The organism is Streptomyces sp. NPDC046122 (assembly GCF_056429965.1).
The window spans coordinates 1-17204 of sequence record NZ_JBWKLQ010000022.1; the positions used below are offsets into that span (position 1 = coordinate 1).

The 17204-nt window shown below is 67.7% G+C and carries 15 protein-coding genes; 11 read left to right on the forward strand and 4 right to left on the reverse strand.

Annotated elements, in window-relative coordinates; translation table 11 throughout:
* Window positions 1–173 (forward strand): transposase (locus AC07FK_RS32145; protein WP_479108498.1); only part of this gene is annotated, 173 nt, incomplete at its 5' end.
* 9 nt (window positions 174–182) lie between these two features.
* Here AC07FK_RS32145 and AC07FK_RS32150 read toward each other — a convergent pair.
* On the reverse strand, window positions 183–314 hold the full coding sequence (locus tag AC07FK_RS32150) for a hypothetical protein (protein WP_479108453.1): 132 nt from the start codon (window positions 312–314) through the stop codon (window positions 183–185).
* 492 nt (window positions 315–806) lie between these two features.
* Here AC07FK_RS32150 and AC07FK_RS32155 point away from each other — a divergent pair, with 492 nt between their 5' ends.
* From AC07FK_RS32155 to AC07FK_RS32170, 4 genes are all read left to right on the forward strand, one after another.
* Entirely contained in the window at window positions 807–4043 is a 3237-nt protein-coding gene (locus AC07FK_RS32155; RefSeq protein ID WP_479108454.1) for an RHS repeat-associated core domain-containing protein, read from the forward strand.
* Window positions 4044–4875: 832 nt separating this feature from the next.
* Window positions 4876–5217 (forward strand): hypothetical protein, encoded by a 342-nt coding sequence (locus AC07FK_RS32160; protein ID WP_479108455.1) that lies wholly within the window; start codon window positions 4876–4878, stop codon window positions 5215–5217.
* 188 nt (window positions 5218–5405) lie between these two features.
* Window positions 5406–5741 carry an ArsR/SmtB family transcription factor gene (locus AC07FK_RS32165; protein WP_479108456.1) on the forward strand — a complete coding sequence of 112 codons (336 nt, stop codon included), beginning with the start codon at window positions 5406–5408 and terminating at the stop codon, window positions 5739–5741.
* A 1-nt stretch (window position 5742) separates the two neighbouring features.
* Window positions 5743–6465, forward strand: coding sequence for a cation efflux transmembrane domain-containing protein (locus AC07FK_RS32170; RefSeq protein ID WP_479108457.1), 723 nt, complete (start codon window positions 5743–5745; stop codon window positions 6463–6465).
* Window positions 6466–7191: 726 nt separating this feature from the next.
* Here AC07FK_RS32170 and AC07FK_RS32175 read toward each other — a convergent pair.
* From AC07FK_RS32175 to AC07FK_RS32185, 3 genes are read right to left on the reverse strand one after another with little or no spacing between them, the layout of a single operon-like run.
* The gene (locus AC07FK_RS32175; RefSeq protein WP_479108458.1) at window positions 7192–7335 is read right to left on the reverse strand and encodes a DUF6207 family protein; all 144 of its coding nucleotides are present in this window, start codon (window positions 7333–7335) and stop codon (window positions 7192–7194) included.
* A gap of 12 nt (window positions 7336–7347) precedes the next feature.
* Complete coding sequence (locus AC07FK_RS32180) at window positions 7348–8466, reverse strand: fatty acid desaturase family protein (RefSeq protein ID WP_479108459.1); 1119 nt, start codon at window positions 8464–8466, stop codon at window positions 7348–7350.
* 7 nt (window positions 8467–8473) lie between these two features.
* Window positions 8474–9529, reverse strand: coding sequence for a ferredoxin reductase (locus AC07FK_RS32185; protein WP_479108460.1), 1056 nt, complete (start codon window positions 9527–9529; stop codon window positions 8474–8476).
* Window positions 9530–9616: 87 nt separating this feature from the next.
* On the opposite strand from AC07FK_RS32185, the gene AC07FK_RS32190 reads away from it, so the two are divergent.
* The 6 genes from AC07FK_RS32190 to mscL all read left to right on the forward strand — a co-directional run bounded on the left by AC07FK_RS32190 (window position 9617) and on the right by mscL (window position 17168).
* Window positions 9617–10756 carry a PucR family transcriptional regulator gene (locus AC07FK_RS32190; protein ID WP_479108461.1) on the forward strand — a complete coding sequence of 380 codons (1140 nt, stop codon included), beginning with the start codon at window positions 9617–9619 and terminating at the stop codon, window positions 10754–10756.
* A gap of 399 nt (window positions 10757–11155) precedes the next feature.
* Window positions 11156–11488 (forward strand): thioredoxin family protein, encoded by a 333-nt coding sequence (locus tag AC07FK_RS32195; RefSeq protein WP_479108462.1) that lies wholly within the window; start codon window positions 11156–11158, stop codon window positions 11486–11488.
* Window positions 11489–12145: 657 nt separating this feature from the next.
* Window positions 12146–13660, forward strand: a complete 1515-nt coding sequence (locus AC07FK_RS32200) for an FAD-dependent oxidoreductase (protein WP_479108463.1) — start codon at window positions 12146–12148, stop codon at window positions 13658–13660.
* 1753 nt (window positions 13661–15413) lie between these two features.
* Complete coding sequence (locus AC07FK_RS32205; protein ID WP_479108464.1) at window positions 15414–15890, forward strand: hypothetical protein; 477 nt, start codon at window positions 15414–15416, stop codon at window positions 15888–15890.
* Between the two features lie 151 nt (window positions 15891–16041).
* On the forward strand, window positions 16042–16602 hold the full coding sequence (locus AC07FK_RS32210) for an aromatic acid exporter family protein (RefSeq protein WP_479108499.1): 561 nt from the start codon (window positions 16042–16044) through the stop codon (window positions 16600–16602).
* A 110-nt stretch (window positions 16603–16712) separates the two neighbouring features.
* Complete coding sequence (mscL, locus tag AC07FK_RS32215) at window positions 16713–17168, forward strand: large conductance mechanosensitive channel protein MscL (protein WP_479108465.1); 456 nt, start codon at window positions 16713–16715, stop codon at window positions 17166–17168.
* Window positions 17169–17204: the final 36 nt, after the last annotated feature.

Sequence of the window (17204 nt, forward strand, 5' to 3'; positions counted from 1 at the left end):
CCAGCGAACGACTGGGGCGCCGCAGATGGGTCATCGAACGCACCATGTCCTGGCTGACCGGATACCGCCGGCTCAACCACCGCTACGAACGCCACTCCCGCAACTACCTGGCCTTTCTTGGCCTCGCCGCCGCTCTCTGTTGCTACAAACGACTTGCCCGACTCACCACATAGGACACGGTCTTAGCCGCCGGTCATGCTGTGCGCTGTTGTGATGTTGTCGTGGGCGTTGCGCGTGGCGTTCTGGTCGTACGCGGGCGAGCCCGGCTCCGCACACTGTGATGGGCGCTCCTCCTGGCCCGCCCGCTGCTTCATGCCGCACCGTATTCCTCGCACCGAGAGCGCTGGTGCCGTCCCCACCCGCTGCGCCGGAGACGGAGCGGGCGTGCGTCGACTGTTACCGGCCATGTTTTCCTTCCGCATCCCGGACATCCGTGTGCGCGACGGCGTGTTTGAAACCTTTGGCGACGTCCGTTCACGGAAGCGGCGGGGCTGATTCCGTCGGGCGTGCGTTCGAAGTTTCGGGGTACGGCACGGCGCTTCGTGTGGGGGTTGTGTCAACGTGTGTGCCTCCGGTGACCGGTGCGGTCACCTTTCTCTTCCTGTGGGGGGAAGTAGATGGATTCGCGTGTTTCTGGCACGCCGTCTCGGCGTGCTCATTTCCGTGCAAGATATGCAGTGACCGCGGCGCTGGTGGTGGCGGCCCTGGGTGGTTCGGCGCTCCCGGCCTCCTCGGCGCCTGTTGCGGATCCGGTGCCCTCGACTTCGAAGTGGGGCAAAGACGCCCCGAAGTTGACGGTCCCGCCCGTGAAGGTCGGTTCGACGAAGCCAGTGGCGTCGAAGGCCGAGAACGAGCCGTCGACGGATGTGGCCCAGTGGCGTGCGGAGCAGAAAGAGCGAGCCCGCTCCTCGCAGAAGGCTCGTATCAGCAAGAGCGGTGCGGCGTCGGCCGCGGTATCAACAGCAGAGGCCGCTGAGGCGGCGTACGTGCCGGTCGGCCAAGGCGCGGTGCCGTGGCATCAGATCTCGAACTTCCGCATCACCGACTCACTCGTTGCCCGGGTTGATTACTCGAACGGCAACCTGATGCTGGCGGGTACTGACTTCGATGTCGCGGGTGTGGGGCAGAAGCTGCAGTTGTCGCGGACGTACAACTCGTTCGACGCACCCTGGGGCAAGGTCTCGCAGCGGTGGTGGCAGGGGTACGAGCGCTACCTCGACATCTCCGGCACGGAAGTGATCCTGTACGACGCTACGGGCGACGCCTTGCGCTTCGCCAAAAACGCCGACGGCACGTACAAGACGCCGACCGGATACTCGAAGGACCTGAAGGAGAACGCGGACGGCACGTACACCGTGACCACCCGCAAGTCAGGTTCGAAGGACACCTACAACCAGTACGGCACGCTGACGAAGGTCACCGACCGCAACAATGGCTCCATCACGGTCACGCAGCATGACGAGGGCACGGAGCACAAAGGCTTCAAGCTCACGGAGACCCGCTCGGGCCGGTGGGTGGACCTGCTGAAGACCAACGCGTCGCAGTGGCAGGCGAAGGACCACACGGGCCGCACCGCGCTCTTCGATCTGAACGCGGCAGGCGACCTGGCCAAGACGACGGACGCCGAGGGCAAGGCCACCGTCTTCGGCTACGACTCGTCACGCCGTCTGACGAAGATCACCACCCCTGAGGGGCGGGTGACCGTCTTCACTTACGACGCCCACAACCGGGTCACCTCGATGCTGAGGGCCACCGAGTTCAACGGAACGGGCCACACCGGGCCTACCTACACCTACTCCTACACGTCCGAGGACGGTTCCAAGGCCGGTACGACGACGGTGACCGACCCCGAGCAGCACGCCACGAAGTACGAGCACGACGCGGACGGGCAGGTCACCAAGGTCACCGACGCCAACCTGCGTTCCCGCTCCAGGACCTATGACGCCAACCGGAACATCGCCACCGCCACGGACGCGATGGGCGTGGACGGCGTCGGCGCGAACGTGACGACCTATGGCTGGGACGCGCGGAACAATCCCACCTCGGCGAAGCTGCCGACCGGCGCGTCGTCGGCCGTGGGGCCGTACCAGACGATCGCCGGAGCGGACCTGCCCGGGTCGATGAGCACCCCGGACGGGGAGAAGACAGACTTCACCTACGACACGGCCGGCAACACCGCATCCGTCGCGGTGACGGGTACCGGTGGCGGGACGCAGAGCTTCACGTACAACAAGGCCACCCCGACGTGCGGCGGGTTCGAGGGCCAGCGCTGCACGGTCAAGGATGCCCGCGGCAAAGTCACCTCGTTCACGTACGACGCCTCGGGCAACCTGAGCAAGGCCACCCCGCCCGCCCCGCTCGGTATCACGACGTACACCTATGACGATCTGGGCCGACCAGTCGCCTCCAAGGACGGGCGCGGAGTCACGACCCTCTACACGTACGACCACCGTGACCGGATCACCAAGGTCGACAGCTCGAATTACGCCACCGTCACCTACACCTACGACGGCGACGGCAACCTGAAGCAGCGTTCCGACGGCACCGGGGTTGTCGCCTACGACTTCGACCCGCTGTCGCGTGAGACGGTGCGGACTCTGCAGAACGGTTCGCAGACCCGCCTCACGTACACCCCGGCGGGCAACGTCGACACCTACGAGGATCCGTCGGGTGTCACCGACTACACGTGGAACAAGGTCAACAAGCTCGCCGAGCTGAAGGACCCTACCGGCAAGATCACCACGTACACCTACGACAACAACGACACCCGCACCAAGACCACTTACCCCGGCGGCACCGTGCAGGAGGTCACGCTCGACAAGTCGAGCCGTCCCACGGCCATCAAGGCGACGTCGCCCAAGGGCACGCTGGCCAATCTGTCATACACCTACAGCTACGACCACGACGCCAACTCGGCCACGGCGGACAAGGACGGATCGAAGGTCCGCACCCGCACCGACACGGCCGCAGGTCTCAAGCAGGCGTACACCTACGACAGCGCCGGTCGGATGACCCTGGCCAAGGAGACGGCCGGCACCACGCTGAAGACCACGTGGGTGTACTGCTTTGACGCGGCCGGCAACCTCACCTCCCAGGCCGACGCCGGCACCTGCCCCGGTACCGGTTCGACGTTCACGTACAACGACGCCTCGCAGCTGACCGCGAAGAACGGCGTCACCACCGGCTGGTCCTACGACAAGCTCGGAAACGAAACCGCCGGAGCCTCCACGACGGATCAGGCCCGCACGGCCGAAAAGTGGTCGGACTACTCCCAACTCACCTCGCTGACCGTCGGCGGCAAGACGTACGCCGGCCAGTACGGATCGACCGACCAGAGCGAGCGGATCAAGCTCGGCGACACGTACTTCCACAATGGCCCCCTCGGCCTGTCCGCCAAGTCAACGGCCGGTGTGGACATGGGATTCAACCGGGAACCCGGGGGCACGCTGAATTCCATGACGACCGGGGGCAAGAGCTACTACTACCTCACCGACGCACTCGGCTCCGTCATCGCGCTCGCCGACGAAATGGGCACCAAGGTCAACTCGTACTCCTACAGCCCCCGCGGCGTCACCCGCGCCGCGACATCAGAGACCGTCCCGCAGCCGCACCGGTTCGCCGGCAGCTACCAGGACCCCACCGGCCTCTACCACTTCGAGGCCCGCTACTACGACCCCAACATCGGCCGCTTCAACTCACCCGACCCCTCCGGCCAGGAGAAGAATCCCTACCTGTACGCCGAAGGCGACCCCGTAAACCGCATCGACCCCAGCGGCCTCCTCTCGTTCCCTGACATGTCCGGAGCCCTCGACTTCGGGAAACTTACCTACGAAACGCTGTCAGGTGACAATGACGCCGCATTCGCCACTTCGGTAGGAATTCTCACCTCCATAGGAACCGAAGGTATCTGCATGGCGGCGGCCACCGCAGGAGCAGCTCCCACTCTTGGCGCTTCCATCGGCGCCGGCATCACAGGTTGTCACGTTCTCGCCGCCGGACTCGGCGGCGCCGCTGCGGCAGGAACAGCAGCTGCACGTAGCTGACAAGAGAAGAGCAGGCACCAAGCCTTGATCACAACCTGTGTGGGGACACCCAGAAAGGGTGTCCCCACACAGCCTTATCAGGGAGAGAAGAAGTGGAAGATAGGCAGAGATTTACTCAAGGAATTTTGATTGCGACGGTTGCTTGCGTGGGGCTCATTGCCCTCACCGTGCTGGCTATTGTCCAACAGCGTGGAGGATGGATAATTCCGGGCCTGATCACTGTTTTGCTGGCGACAGCGACTATAGTTGTCTCATTCAAATACCGGAGAAGGTGAGAATCTCAAGTGAACCTGTCCCTTATTGGCTCCTCTGCTGAGGAGTACGGGTTCCTCGTCGTCGCTGTTTTTGTCGTGTCCCTAGCGGTTGTGATTATTGCCGCCATGCGAAACAAGCGGAAGTAGTGCTGGGCGGAGCGAGCTGGTCAACGAGACCGCGTGTGCCACGATGCAGACGGCGCGCGCAAGGGCGTCCGGTGAGGGCGGTGTCGGGGACGGGACAGGGGCGAAGTGCTGCCAGCCCTGCCAGGATGCCCCCCACTGTGGACCAGGCTGGTGCTGGGCCCCCGTTCGGCCCGTCCGGGGTGGGGGGCGCTGGTGCGGACGGGTGCGCTTCTCCTGGGGTGCGGGGTGTTCACCATTCAGCTCGACCGCAGGCTGCCCGGCGGCGGCACTCCCCGCTCGCTCTATCTCGACCCGGATCATCCGCTCCGGGCCCCGGCCTTCCTCCAGTCCTGCTTCGCCGCGAACGTCGCTGTCGTTACCGCCGACGACATGCTGGTGGTAAGCCGCCGCAGTGACCGCGTCGCAGAGCAACCGGCGTGTGGAAGTCCTCCGTGAACGAGGGCTTGTCCCGCCACACCGACTCCGCCGGCCCCGACGTGCCCGACCTGTACGCCGTCGCCCGGCGGGGCATGCGCGAGGAACTCTCCCTGGAGCCGAACGAGTACTCGCTCGCCCTTCTGGCGTTCGTGCTCGACGTCGAGGCCCGTCTGAGCCGGGGCGTCGCCGACCGGTGGGAGCGCCAGGCGACGGAGTTCGTTCCCTTCCGCGCGGCGGACGTCACCCGGTACCTCCTGAGTGCGGACCGGATCCGCCGATGGGCGCCGCTGGCTCCCGCGCTGTTCCACCTGGCGCTGATGCACGTGCACGGCCGGGCGGCGGTCGAACGCGCCTAAGCGCAGGTCGCACGGCGGCTGTAAGGGGTGCCGGGCAGGTGGGCACCCGGTTATGACCGGTCGTTAGCGTCGCCCGTCACGTTTGTCAGCCCTCTCCCTGCTGGCCGGTGGGCCGATCCTAGGCCCCACCGGACTGGTCGCTATCATCCATGTCTCCGTGAATTCACGATTCGCTGTACTCTCGTGGGGTGCTGACCGTCTCCTCCGACATCGAGGTGCTGGCCCGTTTCGGCCGCGCGCTCGCCGACCCGATCCGCTGCCGCATCCTTCTCGCGCTGCGTCAGGCGCCGGACTACCCCGCCGACCTCGCCAATGCGCTCGGCGTCTCCCGCACCCGCCTGTCCAACCACCTGGCCTGCCTGCGTGACTGTGGCCTCGTCGTCGCCGTGCCCGATGGGCGCCGCACCCGCTACGAGCTCGCCGACCCCCGCCTCGGCCACGCCCTGGACCATCTGCTCGCCGCTGTGGTCGCGGTCGACTCCGACCAAACCTGTGCGAGCGCCGCTACGAAGGACTGCTGCTGAGATGACGGCGATATCCCTCGGACCGTCCCCGGCCCGCCGTGACGCGCTCGCCAGGCGAATACGTCTGCTGGTTGCGGCCACGATCACGTACAACGCCATTGAGGCGATCGTCGCGATCACCGCCGGCACCATCGCCTCTTCTACCGCGTTGATCGGCTTCGGGCTGGACTCCGTGATCGAGGTGTCCTCCGCCGCGGCGGTCGCCTGGCAGTTCTCCCCTCGCGAATCCGCCGTGCGCGACGGCCGGGAGGGAACGACCCTGCGGATCATTTCCCTCTCCTTCTTCACCCTCGCCGCCTACGTCGGCGTCGACGCCGTCCGGGCCCTGGCCGGCACCGCAGAGGCCGACCGTTCCGTCCCCGGCATCGTCATCGCCGCCCTGTCGCTGGCGATCATGCCGTTCCTGTCCGCAGCCCAACGCCGCGCAGGCCGCGAACTCGGCTCCGCAAGCGTGGTCGCAGACTCCAAGCAGACCCTGCTGTGCACGTACCTCTCCGCTGTCCTCCTTCTCGGCCTGCTCCTCAACGCCACCCTCGGGTGGTCCTGGGCCGACCCGGTTGCCGCCCTGGTCATCGCCGCCGTCGCGGCCAAGGAAGGCCGCGACGCCTGGCAGGGCAAAGGCTGCTGCGCACCCACCGGGAACACCCCGATCCCTGTGGTCGGGACTGCTGCGGCCGAGGCAGACGCGCGCGGCGGCACGCCGGGCTGCACCTGCTGCTCGTGACATCTCGTTGCCGTCCCGCAGCTCTGCGGTCCGGCCCGTCGATACCGACCGGGCGATCACGGAGCGGCGGGGCAGCGTGGAGCGGATGATCGGGGCAGGGTTCGCGGCCGGCTCGCTGATCTCGACAGTGGCCGCTCCGGCCGGCGTGCCCAACACCGGTCTGCCTCATACCGCTTCGCCGCAGCGTCCCCGGTGCGCCGAGCCCCGCGCTCACGCCGACGTGGTCGGCGGGATCTACGGGAAGGCGAGCGCGATTCTCACCTCCAGGGTGGCCGTCGACATCATCAACTCCTTCCTCGAGTACGCCTGCGCCGCGGCTGCCGCGACCCGGGCCCGGGTGCCGCTATGTGGTCACCGGTGCGGAGCCACTACGGTTTCCACCACCGTGCGGGCCCGCTGCATCCGTTCATCGCGCAGCGCCTGCAGGACACCGACGGCTCCGAGTGGCAATTGGAGGCAGTCCGGCGCGCGGGAGGGCGTTGACAGCGGTCGGCCGGTCGTCGAGATCGGGCAGAGCGTCCTGGGCGCCTTGTCGCACGAGCCGCCGGACGACGCTCTGGCACTGCTCGTGGTGCGGGTCAGGGAGGTGCCCGCCCCTGCCCCACGTCCCAGCCGCTGCCTTCCACCCAGCCCGCCCGTCGGCAAACCGACTGCGCGTACGCCCCCGACTTCCGGCCCGACCACGGCAGGTCAGCACTAAACACCTCGCCGGGGGCTGTGTGCGAGCTATTGGTGCACGTTCAGGCAGCGCAGTCGGACATTATGCTGCCCCGGATCCCGTGCCGTGCGGTCTGACGTCGCGGCCGCCCACCGTCCGCAACGGATCTCACTGAAACGGGCGGTGCCGCCGGTACGGCCGAGAGATCTCAACCCTTACCGGGATCAGGCCGCGACGAGCTCCTGCTCGCGGTCCGGCGTCTTGACGTTGGGCTTCTTGTTCGGCAGCGAGAGCCGGAAGACCTTGTGCCACGCGGAGAACACCTGCTTGGGCAGCGGCCCGGTGACGTACTCCAGCTCGTATTTCTCGAACAGTGCGCGCACCTTCACCGCGACCTCGGCGTACCGGTTGCTCGGCAGGTCCGGGAACAGGTGGTGCTCGATCTGGTGCGAGAGGTTGCCGGTCATGAAGTGCATGGCCCTGCTGCCGCTGATGTTCGCCGAACCCATCATCTGGCGCAGGTACCACTGGCCGCGCGTCTCGCCCTTGATCGACCGGCGCTCGAAGACCTGCACGCCCTCGGGGAAGTGCCCGCACATGATCACCGAGTGGGTCCACAGGTTGCGGACGAGGTTCGCGGTGAACGTGGCGGCGAGTGTGGGGAGGAACGACGGACCCGACAGCAGCGGGTGGATCACGTAGTCCTTGAGCACCTGCTTGCGGATCTTGCGGCCCACGGCCTTGGCCCGTGCGCGGAACTCCGGGTTCTTGCGGCGGCGCTTGTTCAGGTTCTTGCCGAGCTCCAGGTCGTACGCTGCGATGCCGTACTCGAAGAAGCAGGCGTTGATGAAGTTCCACAGCGGCTGGCCGAGGTGGAACGGGTGCCACCTCTGGTCCTCGTCGACGCGCATGATGCCGTAGCCGAGGTCGTTGTCCTTGCCGATCACGTTGGTGTAGGTGTGGTGCAGCTCGTTGTGCGAGTGCTTCCACTGGTCGGCCGGCGAGACGTGGTCCCACTCCCAGGTGGTGGAGTGGATCTTCGGGTCCCGCATCCAGTCCCACTGGCCGTGCAGGATGTTGTGGCCGATCTCCATGTTGTCCATGATCTTGGCCACGGACAGCCCGGCGGTGCCGATCAGCCACGCGGGCGGGAAGATCGAGAACAGCAGCACGCCCCTGCTGACCAGCTCGAGCTTGCGCTGCGCCGAGATGACCTTGCGGATGTAGGCGGCGTCTTTCTCGCCGCGGTCGGCGATCACCTCGTCGCGGATCGCGTCCAGCTCGCGGCCCAGTTCCTCGATCTGCTCCGCGCTCAGGTGGGCGGTGGGGTCGATTGCGGTCAAGGTGTTCCTACCGTTCGATGTCGCAGGGGCCCGCGGCGGCGGACACGCAGGTTTGGATGAGGACGCCCGGTTCGGCCTCGGTGATGTCGCCGGTGCGCAGGTCGCGGACAGCGCCCGCCTTCAGCGGCGTGACGCAGCCGAAGCAGATGCCCATGCGGCACCCGGAGGGCATGAGCACGCCGGCCTCCTCGCCGACGTCCAGCAAGGGCGTTGCGCCATCCGCGTCGACGGTCTTGCCGGTGGCGCTGAACGTGACCTCGCCCCCGTCGCCGGCGACGACGATGCTGGGGCGGAAGCGTTCGGTGTGAAGGCGCTCCTGGAGGCCGTGCTCCATCCAGTGCTCCTCGGCGGCGTCGAGCAGGCCCGCGGGCCCGCAGGCCCAGGTCTCGCGCTCGGCCCAGTCGGGCACGAGTTCGTCGAGACGGGCGATGTCGAGCATGCCGTCTGTGTCGGTGTGCACCTCGGTGAGCTGCAGCTTCTTGTCCGCGGCCAGATTATGCAGTTCGTTGCGGAAGATCACGTCGTGCGGCTGGGGCGCACAGTGGACCATGACGACGTCGTCGAGTTCAGTGGCGCGCAGCATGCCCATGACGGGCGTGATGCCGCTGCCGGCCGTCAGGTAGAGCACCTTGGCGGGCTTGGCCTGCGGCAGCACGAAGTCACCGGTCGCCTGGTCGAGCTGGATCAGCGTGCCCGGTTTCGCCCTGCGGACCAGGTGGTTGCTGACCTTGCCGTCCGGGATCGCCTTCACGGTGATCGTGACGCGGCCGTCCTTGCGGCTGGGCGGCGAGGTGAGCGAGTAGGCACGCCACAGGCGCACCCCGTCGACGTCGACTCCTATCCGCACGTACTGCCCGGCCGTGTGGCCGCGCCAACCTTTTCCCGGTCTGATCACGATGGTCGCGGCGTCACCCGTCTCGGGGTGCACGGCCTCGATGCGCCCCCGCAGGTCCGCGCCGGCGCGCAGCGGGCTGATCAGGTCGAGGTAGTCAGACGGCAGCAGCGGCGTCGTGACCATCTCCAGTAGCTTCTGCGCCCTGCTGCGCAGGGCTGTACTCGTCATGGCTCCAGCTTGCTGCGCCTCAAGGCGTAAAGTCCTGACCACAGGACGTAAATCTGGCTGGCAGAATTGTTCGCAGGGAATAGAAACGTGAGCCATGCAATCCAGAGGGCCAGCGAACTGGCCCTGGACGAGACGACGGTCACCGCACTGCGGGCCGCGCTGAAGACCACCGCCGACGAGGTTGTCCAGGCGATCATCGACGAGGTCCCTCCCTACGCCAACGCCCTCTCGGGCCACATGGGCGCCACCATCCGCCGAGCCGTCCGCACCGCCCTGGGACACTACCTGGACCTCGCGAGCGGGAAGGCCACGGGCGGCGATGGCGGCGACGCGGCCTACGAACTGGGCCGCGGCGAGGTCCGCGACGGCCGTTCGATGGACGCCCTGCTCGGCGCCTACCGCGTCGGTGCCCGCGTGGCCTGGCGATGCCTCGCGGCCGGCGCCGTACCCGCAGGTCTGCCCGCCGCCGAGGTCGCCAAGTTCGCCGAGCTGACCTTCGCCTACATCGACGAGCTCTCCGCCGCGAGCGCCGCAGGCCACGCCGACGAACTGGCCGCCCGGGGCAGGGACCACGAGCGCCACCTGGAACACCTGGCCCGCGACCTCCTCGCCGGTGCGAGCCCGGACGTGCTGCTGGTCTCCGCTCAACGGGCCGGATGGCAGCCGCCGGTTTCGCTGACCGCGGTCCTGCTGCCCGCCGCCCAGGCCCGGCCTGCCTACCGCACGCTCGACCCGAGCACCCTCCTCCTCGATGATCTGCAGGACACCACCGGTGTCCTGCTCGTCCCCGATGCCGACCGATCACATCTCTTGCGGCAGCTGACCGACCGCGCCGCAGTGGTCGGCCCGGCCCGGCCATGGACTCGTGCGTCCGCCTCGTACGCACGAGCCGTACGCGCGCGCTCCCTCTGCTCTGACATTCGCGACACTGAGGACCACCTGCCCGAGCTGGTGCTGAGCGCCGACGCGGACGCGTTCGCAGACCTGCGTGCCCGAGCCCTCGCACCGTTGCGGACCTTGCCTGCCGCGACCGCACGGCGGCTGGAGGAAACGTTGCGGGCGTGGCTGCTGCACCAGGGCAGGCGGGACGAGGTGGCAGCGGCGTTGTTCGTCCATCCCCAGACAGTCCGGTACCGGATGTCGCAGCTGCGGGAGCTGTTTCCGGATCTCGCATCGCCACACCAGGTCCTTGAACTGACGCTGGCGCTCGGTCTTCGGGTCAGCTGACGCGTACTTCGACCGTCCACGACTGCGTCCGCTAGCGGTCCAATATCGTGCCTCGTTCTCGATGCCGTCAGCTGGCTCATGCGGCCCGGGGGAAGAGCGGTATTGGCCAGCTGAGACCCGGGGGGTGATGTGCAGACCAGACAAGGCCTCGAGAAGTCCGTCGGGGGCACGAGCCGACCCACGGGCGCGCGGCGGGCTGCAGCCGGGTGACCGGCGGCGCGGCCGGGCCGGGTCACCAGGGGCGGGGGCCGGGCCGCTCGCGCGGAGGACCGCCGTGGTTCTGCGACGGCCCCTGTGCCTCCCTTCCGACAGGTCAAACGGACGACCGACCGGGCCGGCCTGGCACACCGCCCGAGGGATGATGGGGATGGAATAACGGACGTGAGGTCAGGAGCTTCCATGGCGGTTCACCGACCCCGTGAGGACGCGGAGTTCAATTTCATCCTCGGGATGAGCGAAGTTCCGGTCCTCGCATACTTCACCGGGACATGGCCCAAGGCAATCGAGCCCTGCCGGGTGATGGACCTCGTCGTGGGCGGTATCGCCGACGACTACGCGGGCCGCCTGACGGCCGTCCGCGCCGACATCACGCGTTGTCCGGCCGCAACCGAGCGATACGGGATCACCGGCGCCCCGTCCTACGTGCTGCTGAAAGAGGGAGAGGCGGTGGCGCACGGCACGGGCCCTATGACCATCGCCGAGGTACGGAAGTTCCTGGACGGCCACCTCTGAACGACCGCTGCGGCACCTGGCCGCGACGCCCGTCACGTCTCGTCTGTCGGAGCTGCGCCGCCTGAGACACCTTGGGGCTGAGGCACCCCCACAGGTCCCACAACGCCGTCCAGCCCGGTGTCCGACGGCAGCTGCACAAGGGCAGCCGCCCGGCTCCCGGGAAACGATGCCGTGATGTCTGTTTCCCTGCCGGGAGCGCAGCAGCGCAGGTCGAATGGGAGCAACTGCCAGCCGCTGCCCCTGGCTCCGGGCATCGTGAACTGCCAGAGCAGAACCTGGGCAATGTGGTACCAGCGGAAACACCGGCGGAAGGGCCTGGCCGGGGGAGTGCGGCAACGTCGGGTGTCGTGCGCGTCAGCGGTTGTCGTCGAGTCCCTGGCGCCTCTGGGGCTGGTCGTCCTTGTGATGGCCCTGGTCCACGGGATGGATCAACATTGGATCGAACTTCAGTCCGTCGCTGGATTGGAAGTGGCAGGGGCGGCGCGGCACTATCCGGGTGCCGGGCGGGTCGTCCGGCCATGCGGGTGCAGGCGGGTGGTCGGCTGACAAAGCCACCCCATCAACGGGAAGGTCGGACCCGTAAGGCATTGCGTGCTGACGTGCGCAAAGAAACCGCACTCCTTCTAGGCCGTGGCCTACGGCAGAAAGCGGTGAGTAATGCCCGCCCACCCCTCTCCCCAAAATGCGTCAAGGAACGCCATTGACGTTCTCATTGTTGGTGCCGGCCCGACCGGCCTCGCCCTCGCGGTCGACCTTGTCCGGCGTGGCGTACGCACCCTCGTCGTCGAGGCGGCCGACCGGCCGTTCAGCGGCTCACGCGGTCTGAGCCTGCAGCCGCGCACCCAGGAGGTCCTGGACGACATCGGTGTCATGGACGCGCTACGGGAGGCCGGTAGGCCCCTTCCGCCCATGCAGACCTGGCGCAACGGCCGCCGAGACGGCGAATGGCGGTTGGTGGAACGCGACCCGCAGGCGCCCGTGACGCGGTATCCGGTGCAGTGGCTGGTGCCGCAATGGCGGACGCAGCAAATCCTGCAGGACCGGCTCCTGGCCTTGGGCGGGGCGGTGGAATACGGCACCCGGCTGACGGCCCTGCATCAAACCGACCAACTGGTGCAGGCCGAGCTGACACAGAGCGACGGCAGCCGCCGTACCCTGAACATGCCCTACCTGATCGGCGCCGACGGTGGACGCAGCACCGTCCGCGAGGCGCTGGGCATCAAGATGAAGGCCGAGGGCGGCGCACTGCACGCCGCGGTGGTCGCGGACGTCCGCGTCGACGGTCTGGACCGCGACCACTGGCACACGTGGCCGGACGGGCCGGGCGGTGAACTACTCCTTTGCCCGCTGCCCGGAACCGACCAGTTTCAGCTCACCACCCCGGTCGGCGACGAGGAGGGCGACCCCTGCCCGCAACGGATCCGGGAACTGATCGCCACCCGCACCCACCTGCCCCCAGCGGCCGTCACCGACGTCCAGTGGACCTCCTCCTACAAGCCCCGCACAGCACTGGCCGAACGCTTCCGCGACAAACGGGTCTTCATCGCGGGCGACGCCGCGCACGTCCACCCGCCCGGCGGCGGCCAAGGCCTGAACATCGGCGTCCACGACGCCTACAACCTGGGCTGGAAACTGGGCCAGGTCCTGCACCACCACGCTCCAGACACGTTGCTGGACAGCTATGACGCCGAACGCCGCCCTGCCGCCCACGACGTCCTTGACATCAGCGCCCAGCTCTACCGCCTCGGCCGCAAACCCGACGGAAGCCGCGTGCGCGCCCGCCACCGAGGGCGCCTCACCCTCCTGCCGGTCCACTACCGCGACAGTCCCCTGAGCACCGAAGCCCGCGAACAGCTCACACCCGCGGCCCTCCAAGCTGGTGACCGCGCCCCCGACCTCACATTCACCCCGGCGGACGCAGCCGCCCATGACACCCCACGACAGCTCTTCGAACTGCTCGCCGGCCCCCACTTCACCCTGCTCGCAGTGGACAGCGCACCGCCCCCCGTACCGCCGGCTGTCCGTACCCTGCAGGTGACCGGCGGCGCCCTGGCGCAGGCCCTCGGCACGGGTTTGTTCCTGATCCGCCCCGACGGTCACATCGGCCTGGCTACACAGGACCCGGCACACCTGGAGCGCTACTACACCAAAGTCGGCCTCGCCGTCTGCTGAGCGGTCCCGGCGGCCCAGGAGCGCTGCACCCGTCCGGCCGGTCATCGAATGAACCTTGCATAGTCGACGCGAGCGGCGACGGTTACGTGAGGTGGAAGGAGGTGGAAGAGCACGAGGCGGCTGACGCGGGACCGGTTCGTTCGCAACCTTCTCACCCGCGTTCTGGCGAACGGTGATGTGGACCGATACCAATAGCTGTGCCTCGAGCCATCTTTTTTGCGGTGTTCTTCCGAGCCCAGGCCGAGGGGAAGCCAACAGTATCCGTCCGTCGTGCGGCTCTGAGAGTCGCCAGGACGAAGTCAGTCCGCCTGTGTGACTGGCGGCGCGGGTGAGAGTGTTCGTTCACTGGCCGACGCAAAGGGTGCGATCGCAAGCAGGTGACCTGCCGAAGGAACCGTCAGGTGGCCTGTTCACCGAGCCGGGGGATCACGGGCTGGGACGTTAGCGCGGCGGGTTCACCACCAAGCTGCACCTGGACGTCGAGCAGGCCAGAAACCAATGTCGATCGTGGTGACGGCCGGGCCGCGCGGGGGCGCACGGCAGTTCGAGCCCGTGTCGGAGAAGATCCGGCACGCCCCGCACCGGGCCGGTCGGCCACGCGTCCGCCCCGATCGTGTGGGGCGAACAAGGCGCACGCCTCCCGCAGGAAGCGCGTGTACCTGCGCCGCCGCGGGATCGGCGGCACATCCCGGACGGGGCCCACCAGGCGCGCAACCGCCAGAGACCAGGCTCCCGTCGCGGCCGACCGCCGCGTTTCGACGTGGTCGATCACCGAGAGCGTCACGTTGTGGGGCGGGACGCACCACCTCTGTCGGCGGAACCACCCGCCGGAACAACACCCACAACTCGTCCGGCACCAGCCGCTCAACCAGATCCGTCATGCACTACTCAACGAGATCACGCCATGAGAAACGACGTCCAAAGTTCAGCCCTAGCGGCATCGTGTCGGCTGGCCCGATATGACAGGCGACCGCCGTGTATCAGCATCACGCCTCCGGTCAGCTTCACCGGTTCTCCACATCCTCATGGTCCCCGCCCATCGAAGCTCGGGTACGCCGCCCGGCCAGGGCCCCTATCCGGCCGCATCCTTCGAGTCGTCGACAGGCGAGGCGGACGGCCTCGCGCGCACCCCCTTCTCTATGGGGTCGCTGCTCGTAGCAGACTTGCTCACCGCGAGGGCAGTAGCTGCTCCTGACGACCGGCCCTGCGTCATATCGACAAACCACCAGGTACCCGCCAACACACACGACCACAACAATCCATTCGCCACCGCTTCCGGCCAGGGTGCCTGTTCCGCCCGCCGTTCGACGGCAGCCAGCGACACCCAGCCGATGAGCAGTACGCACGCCACCCGTACACGTCGATGCTTGAGCATGCCTGCCCGCTTACCCGAGACTGTAGCGATCACACCGTCCCGCGTCCGTGCCCGGGCAGACATAGGACGTTTCTGTTGGTGCTGTGGTCCACCTGCAGAGGTCTGCGTTGCAGCACCTGCGGTCCTGACCTTCGTCCTCCCCGCGGGACTCGCATCGATGAAGCGTGTCCAGATCGGAAACTGAGGGCAGAGGGTGGGAGCTTCAGATGCAGGAGCACCAACACCGCGATGGGTGCCGCCTGCTACCCGCGGTGCCTCATCACCGATCTGCTGGCTCAAGCTCCCCGTTGCCGCGGTGGCGTGACGTGTCCATGGTTTAGCGCATACATCGGTCCCTGCTATCGGGGCACTTGCATCTGCATGCTGCGAAACCGCACGATGGTCATGATCACCGCGCAGGGACGGTTGCCCGGACTGCAGGCTGGCGCCTCACGGGGGCGGGGGGAGGGCAGGCACCGGCGCTCTGGACGGCGCTGGGGCAGGTGGCACCGCAGGCTGCTGGCCTATCGCGACATCGAACTGCTGCAGTCTGCCGCCCACGAGGGTGCGGACGAGGACTGCCTGCTGTTGGTGCACATCCGCAAGGTGGTCGGGCGGGTGAGCTATCAGGCGTGTGATGAGTGTGCCGAGGGCGTGATCACCAACGTGGTCCTGGACGAACCGTTCCGGGACAGCGGGCTGGGCACCAGGGCGCTGTCGCATCTGCGCTCCCGGCATCCGGGTGTCACCTGGCGCACCACGCTCGACCAACGCCTGACCCGGGATCTGCTGCGCCGGATGCGTATCCCCAAGGCAGCCGGTGGCGGGCATTGCTCCCATGTGCGGCCGTCTGTCGCTGCCCATGCCAGCAGCTGAGCCGGGTCGGCGTGCTTTGCAGCGAAGTAGAAGCCGGGCCTGGCACCAGGCTGGCGCGGTCGGTCCGTGGTGGCGGCGGAAGGTGAAGAGCCCGTGGCGGTTTGTGCGCCGGGTGGTGCGGGGGCCGGGTGAGGAGCGGGACGGGCTGCTGATGCAAGTCAAGGGAGCCGCCGCCGTCACAGCTGCCTGGTGCGTGGGCTCGTGGCAGTTGCCGTCCACGGTCACGGCCTTCGCTGCATTCACCGCACTGCTGGCCCAGCAGTCCACGGTCTACCGGTCGATGTGGGACTCGGCACAGTACCTGGGGGCGACGGCGCTCGGGATAGCGGTAGCGGCGGCGTTCGGAAGCACCGCCGGTGTCCACGTCTGGAGCGTGGGGGTCCTGACATTCATCGCTCTGATGGGACCGCGACTCCGCCTTCTGGGAGGGCAGGGCAGGGCGCTCAGGTCCCTGTGGTGGCCCTCTTCGCGTTCGCAGGCGGGGGCGGAGAGTTCGACTGCATCGGACATCTGGTGGCGGCTGCCGCCATCGGTGGGTGCTGCGGGCTCGCCGCCCACTTCGCGGTCGCTCCCTCGCCGCACACGGACACGGCCCAGCACATGGTCGAGGACGTTATCGCTCGCGCCCACACCTTCTGCGGACACTGGCCCGTACAGCGGGAGAGTAAACCGCCGAGGAGAACGCTCACGAGGACTGCGGGCACCACTGTGAGGAGTGGACAGCCCAAGCGGTGCGCGTTCGCCGGGCAGTGGACAGGGAGCAGGGGAACAGCAGACTCAACCCCCGCCGCCATGGGGACGCACAGAGATGGAGGAGTACCAATGAAAGGCTTCCGCAGTTTCATCCTGCGCGGCAACGTGGTCGACTTGGCCGTCGGCATCGTCATCGGCGCAGCCTTCACGGCCGTGGTGAACGGCTTCGTCCGGGCATTCTTGACCCCGCTGGTCGGACTGGCGACCGGGGTCACCGGCGACGTCAGCCGAAAGACCTTCACGGCCGGCAACACCGACTTCCCCTACGGTGCGTTCGTCAACGCCACGATCAGCTTCCTCCTCGTCGCCGCCGCCTTGTACTTCCTCGTGGTCCTGCCGGTGAACAAGCTGCACGAGCGCTTCGCACCCAACCACGACGTCCAGGCACCCAAACGAGAATGCCCCGAATGCCTCAGCCCCGTGCCCACCGAGGCGCGCCGCTGCGCTTCCTGTACCAGCCCTCTGCCAGTCCTCCCCACACAGACCGCAGCAACGGGCACCGAACGGGCCCGCCACGACCAGTGAGCGACACAGACGTTGCCTCCGTCGTGCCCGCCCGGG

Coding starts and splice junctions, on each gene's coding strand:
- AC07FK_RS32150 (WP_479108453.1), bottom strand. CDS start 314: ATGAAGCAGCGGGCGGGCCAGGAGGAGCGCCCATCACAGTGTGCGGAG.
- AC07FK_RS32170 (WP_479108457.1), top strand. CDS start 5,743: ATGACGGCGATATCCCTCGGACCGTCCCCGGCCCGCCGTGACGCGCTC.
- AC07FK_RS32185 (WP_479108460.1), bottom strand. CDS start 9,529: ATGACGAGTACAGCCCTGCGCAGCAGGGCGCAGAAGCTACTGGAGATG.
- AC07FK_RS32195 (WP_479108462.1), top strand. CDS start 11,156: ATGGCGGTTCACCGACCCCGTGAGGACGCGGAGTTCAATTTCATCCTC.
- AC07FK_RS32200 (WP_479108463.1), top strand. CDS start 12,146: ATGCCCGCCCACCCCTCTCCCCAAAATGCGTCAAGGAACGCCATTGAC.
- AC07FK_RS32205 (WP_479108464.1), top strand. CDS start 15,414: ATGGTCATGATCACCGCGCAGGGACGGTTGCCCGGACTGCAGGCTGGC.
- AC07FK_RS32210 (WP_479108499.1), top strand. CDS start 16,042: ATGCAAGTCAAGGGAGCCGCCGCCGTCACAGCTGCCTGGTGCGTGGGC.
- mscL (WP_479108465.1), top strand. CDS start 16,713: ATGAAAGGCTTCCGCAGTTTCATCCTGCGCGGCAACGTGGTCGACTTG.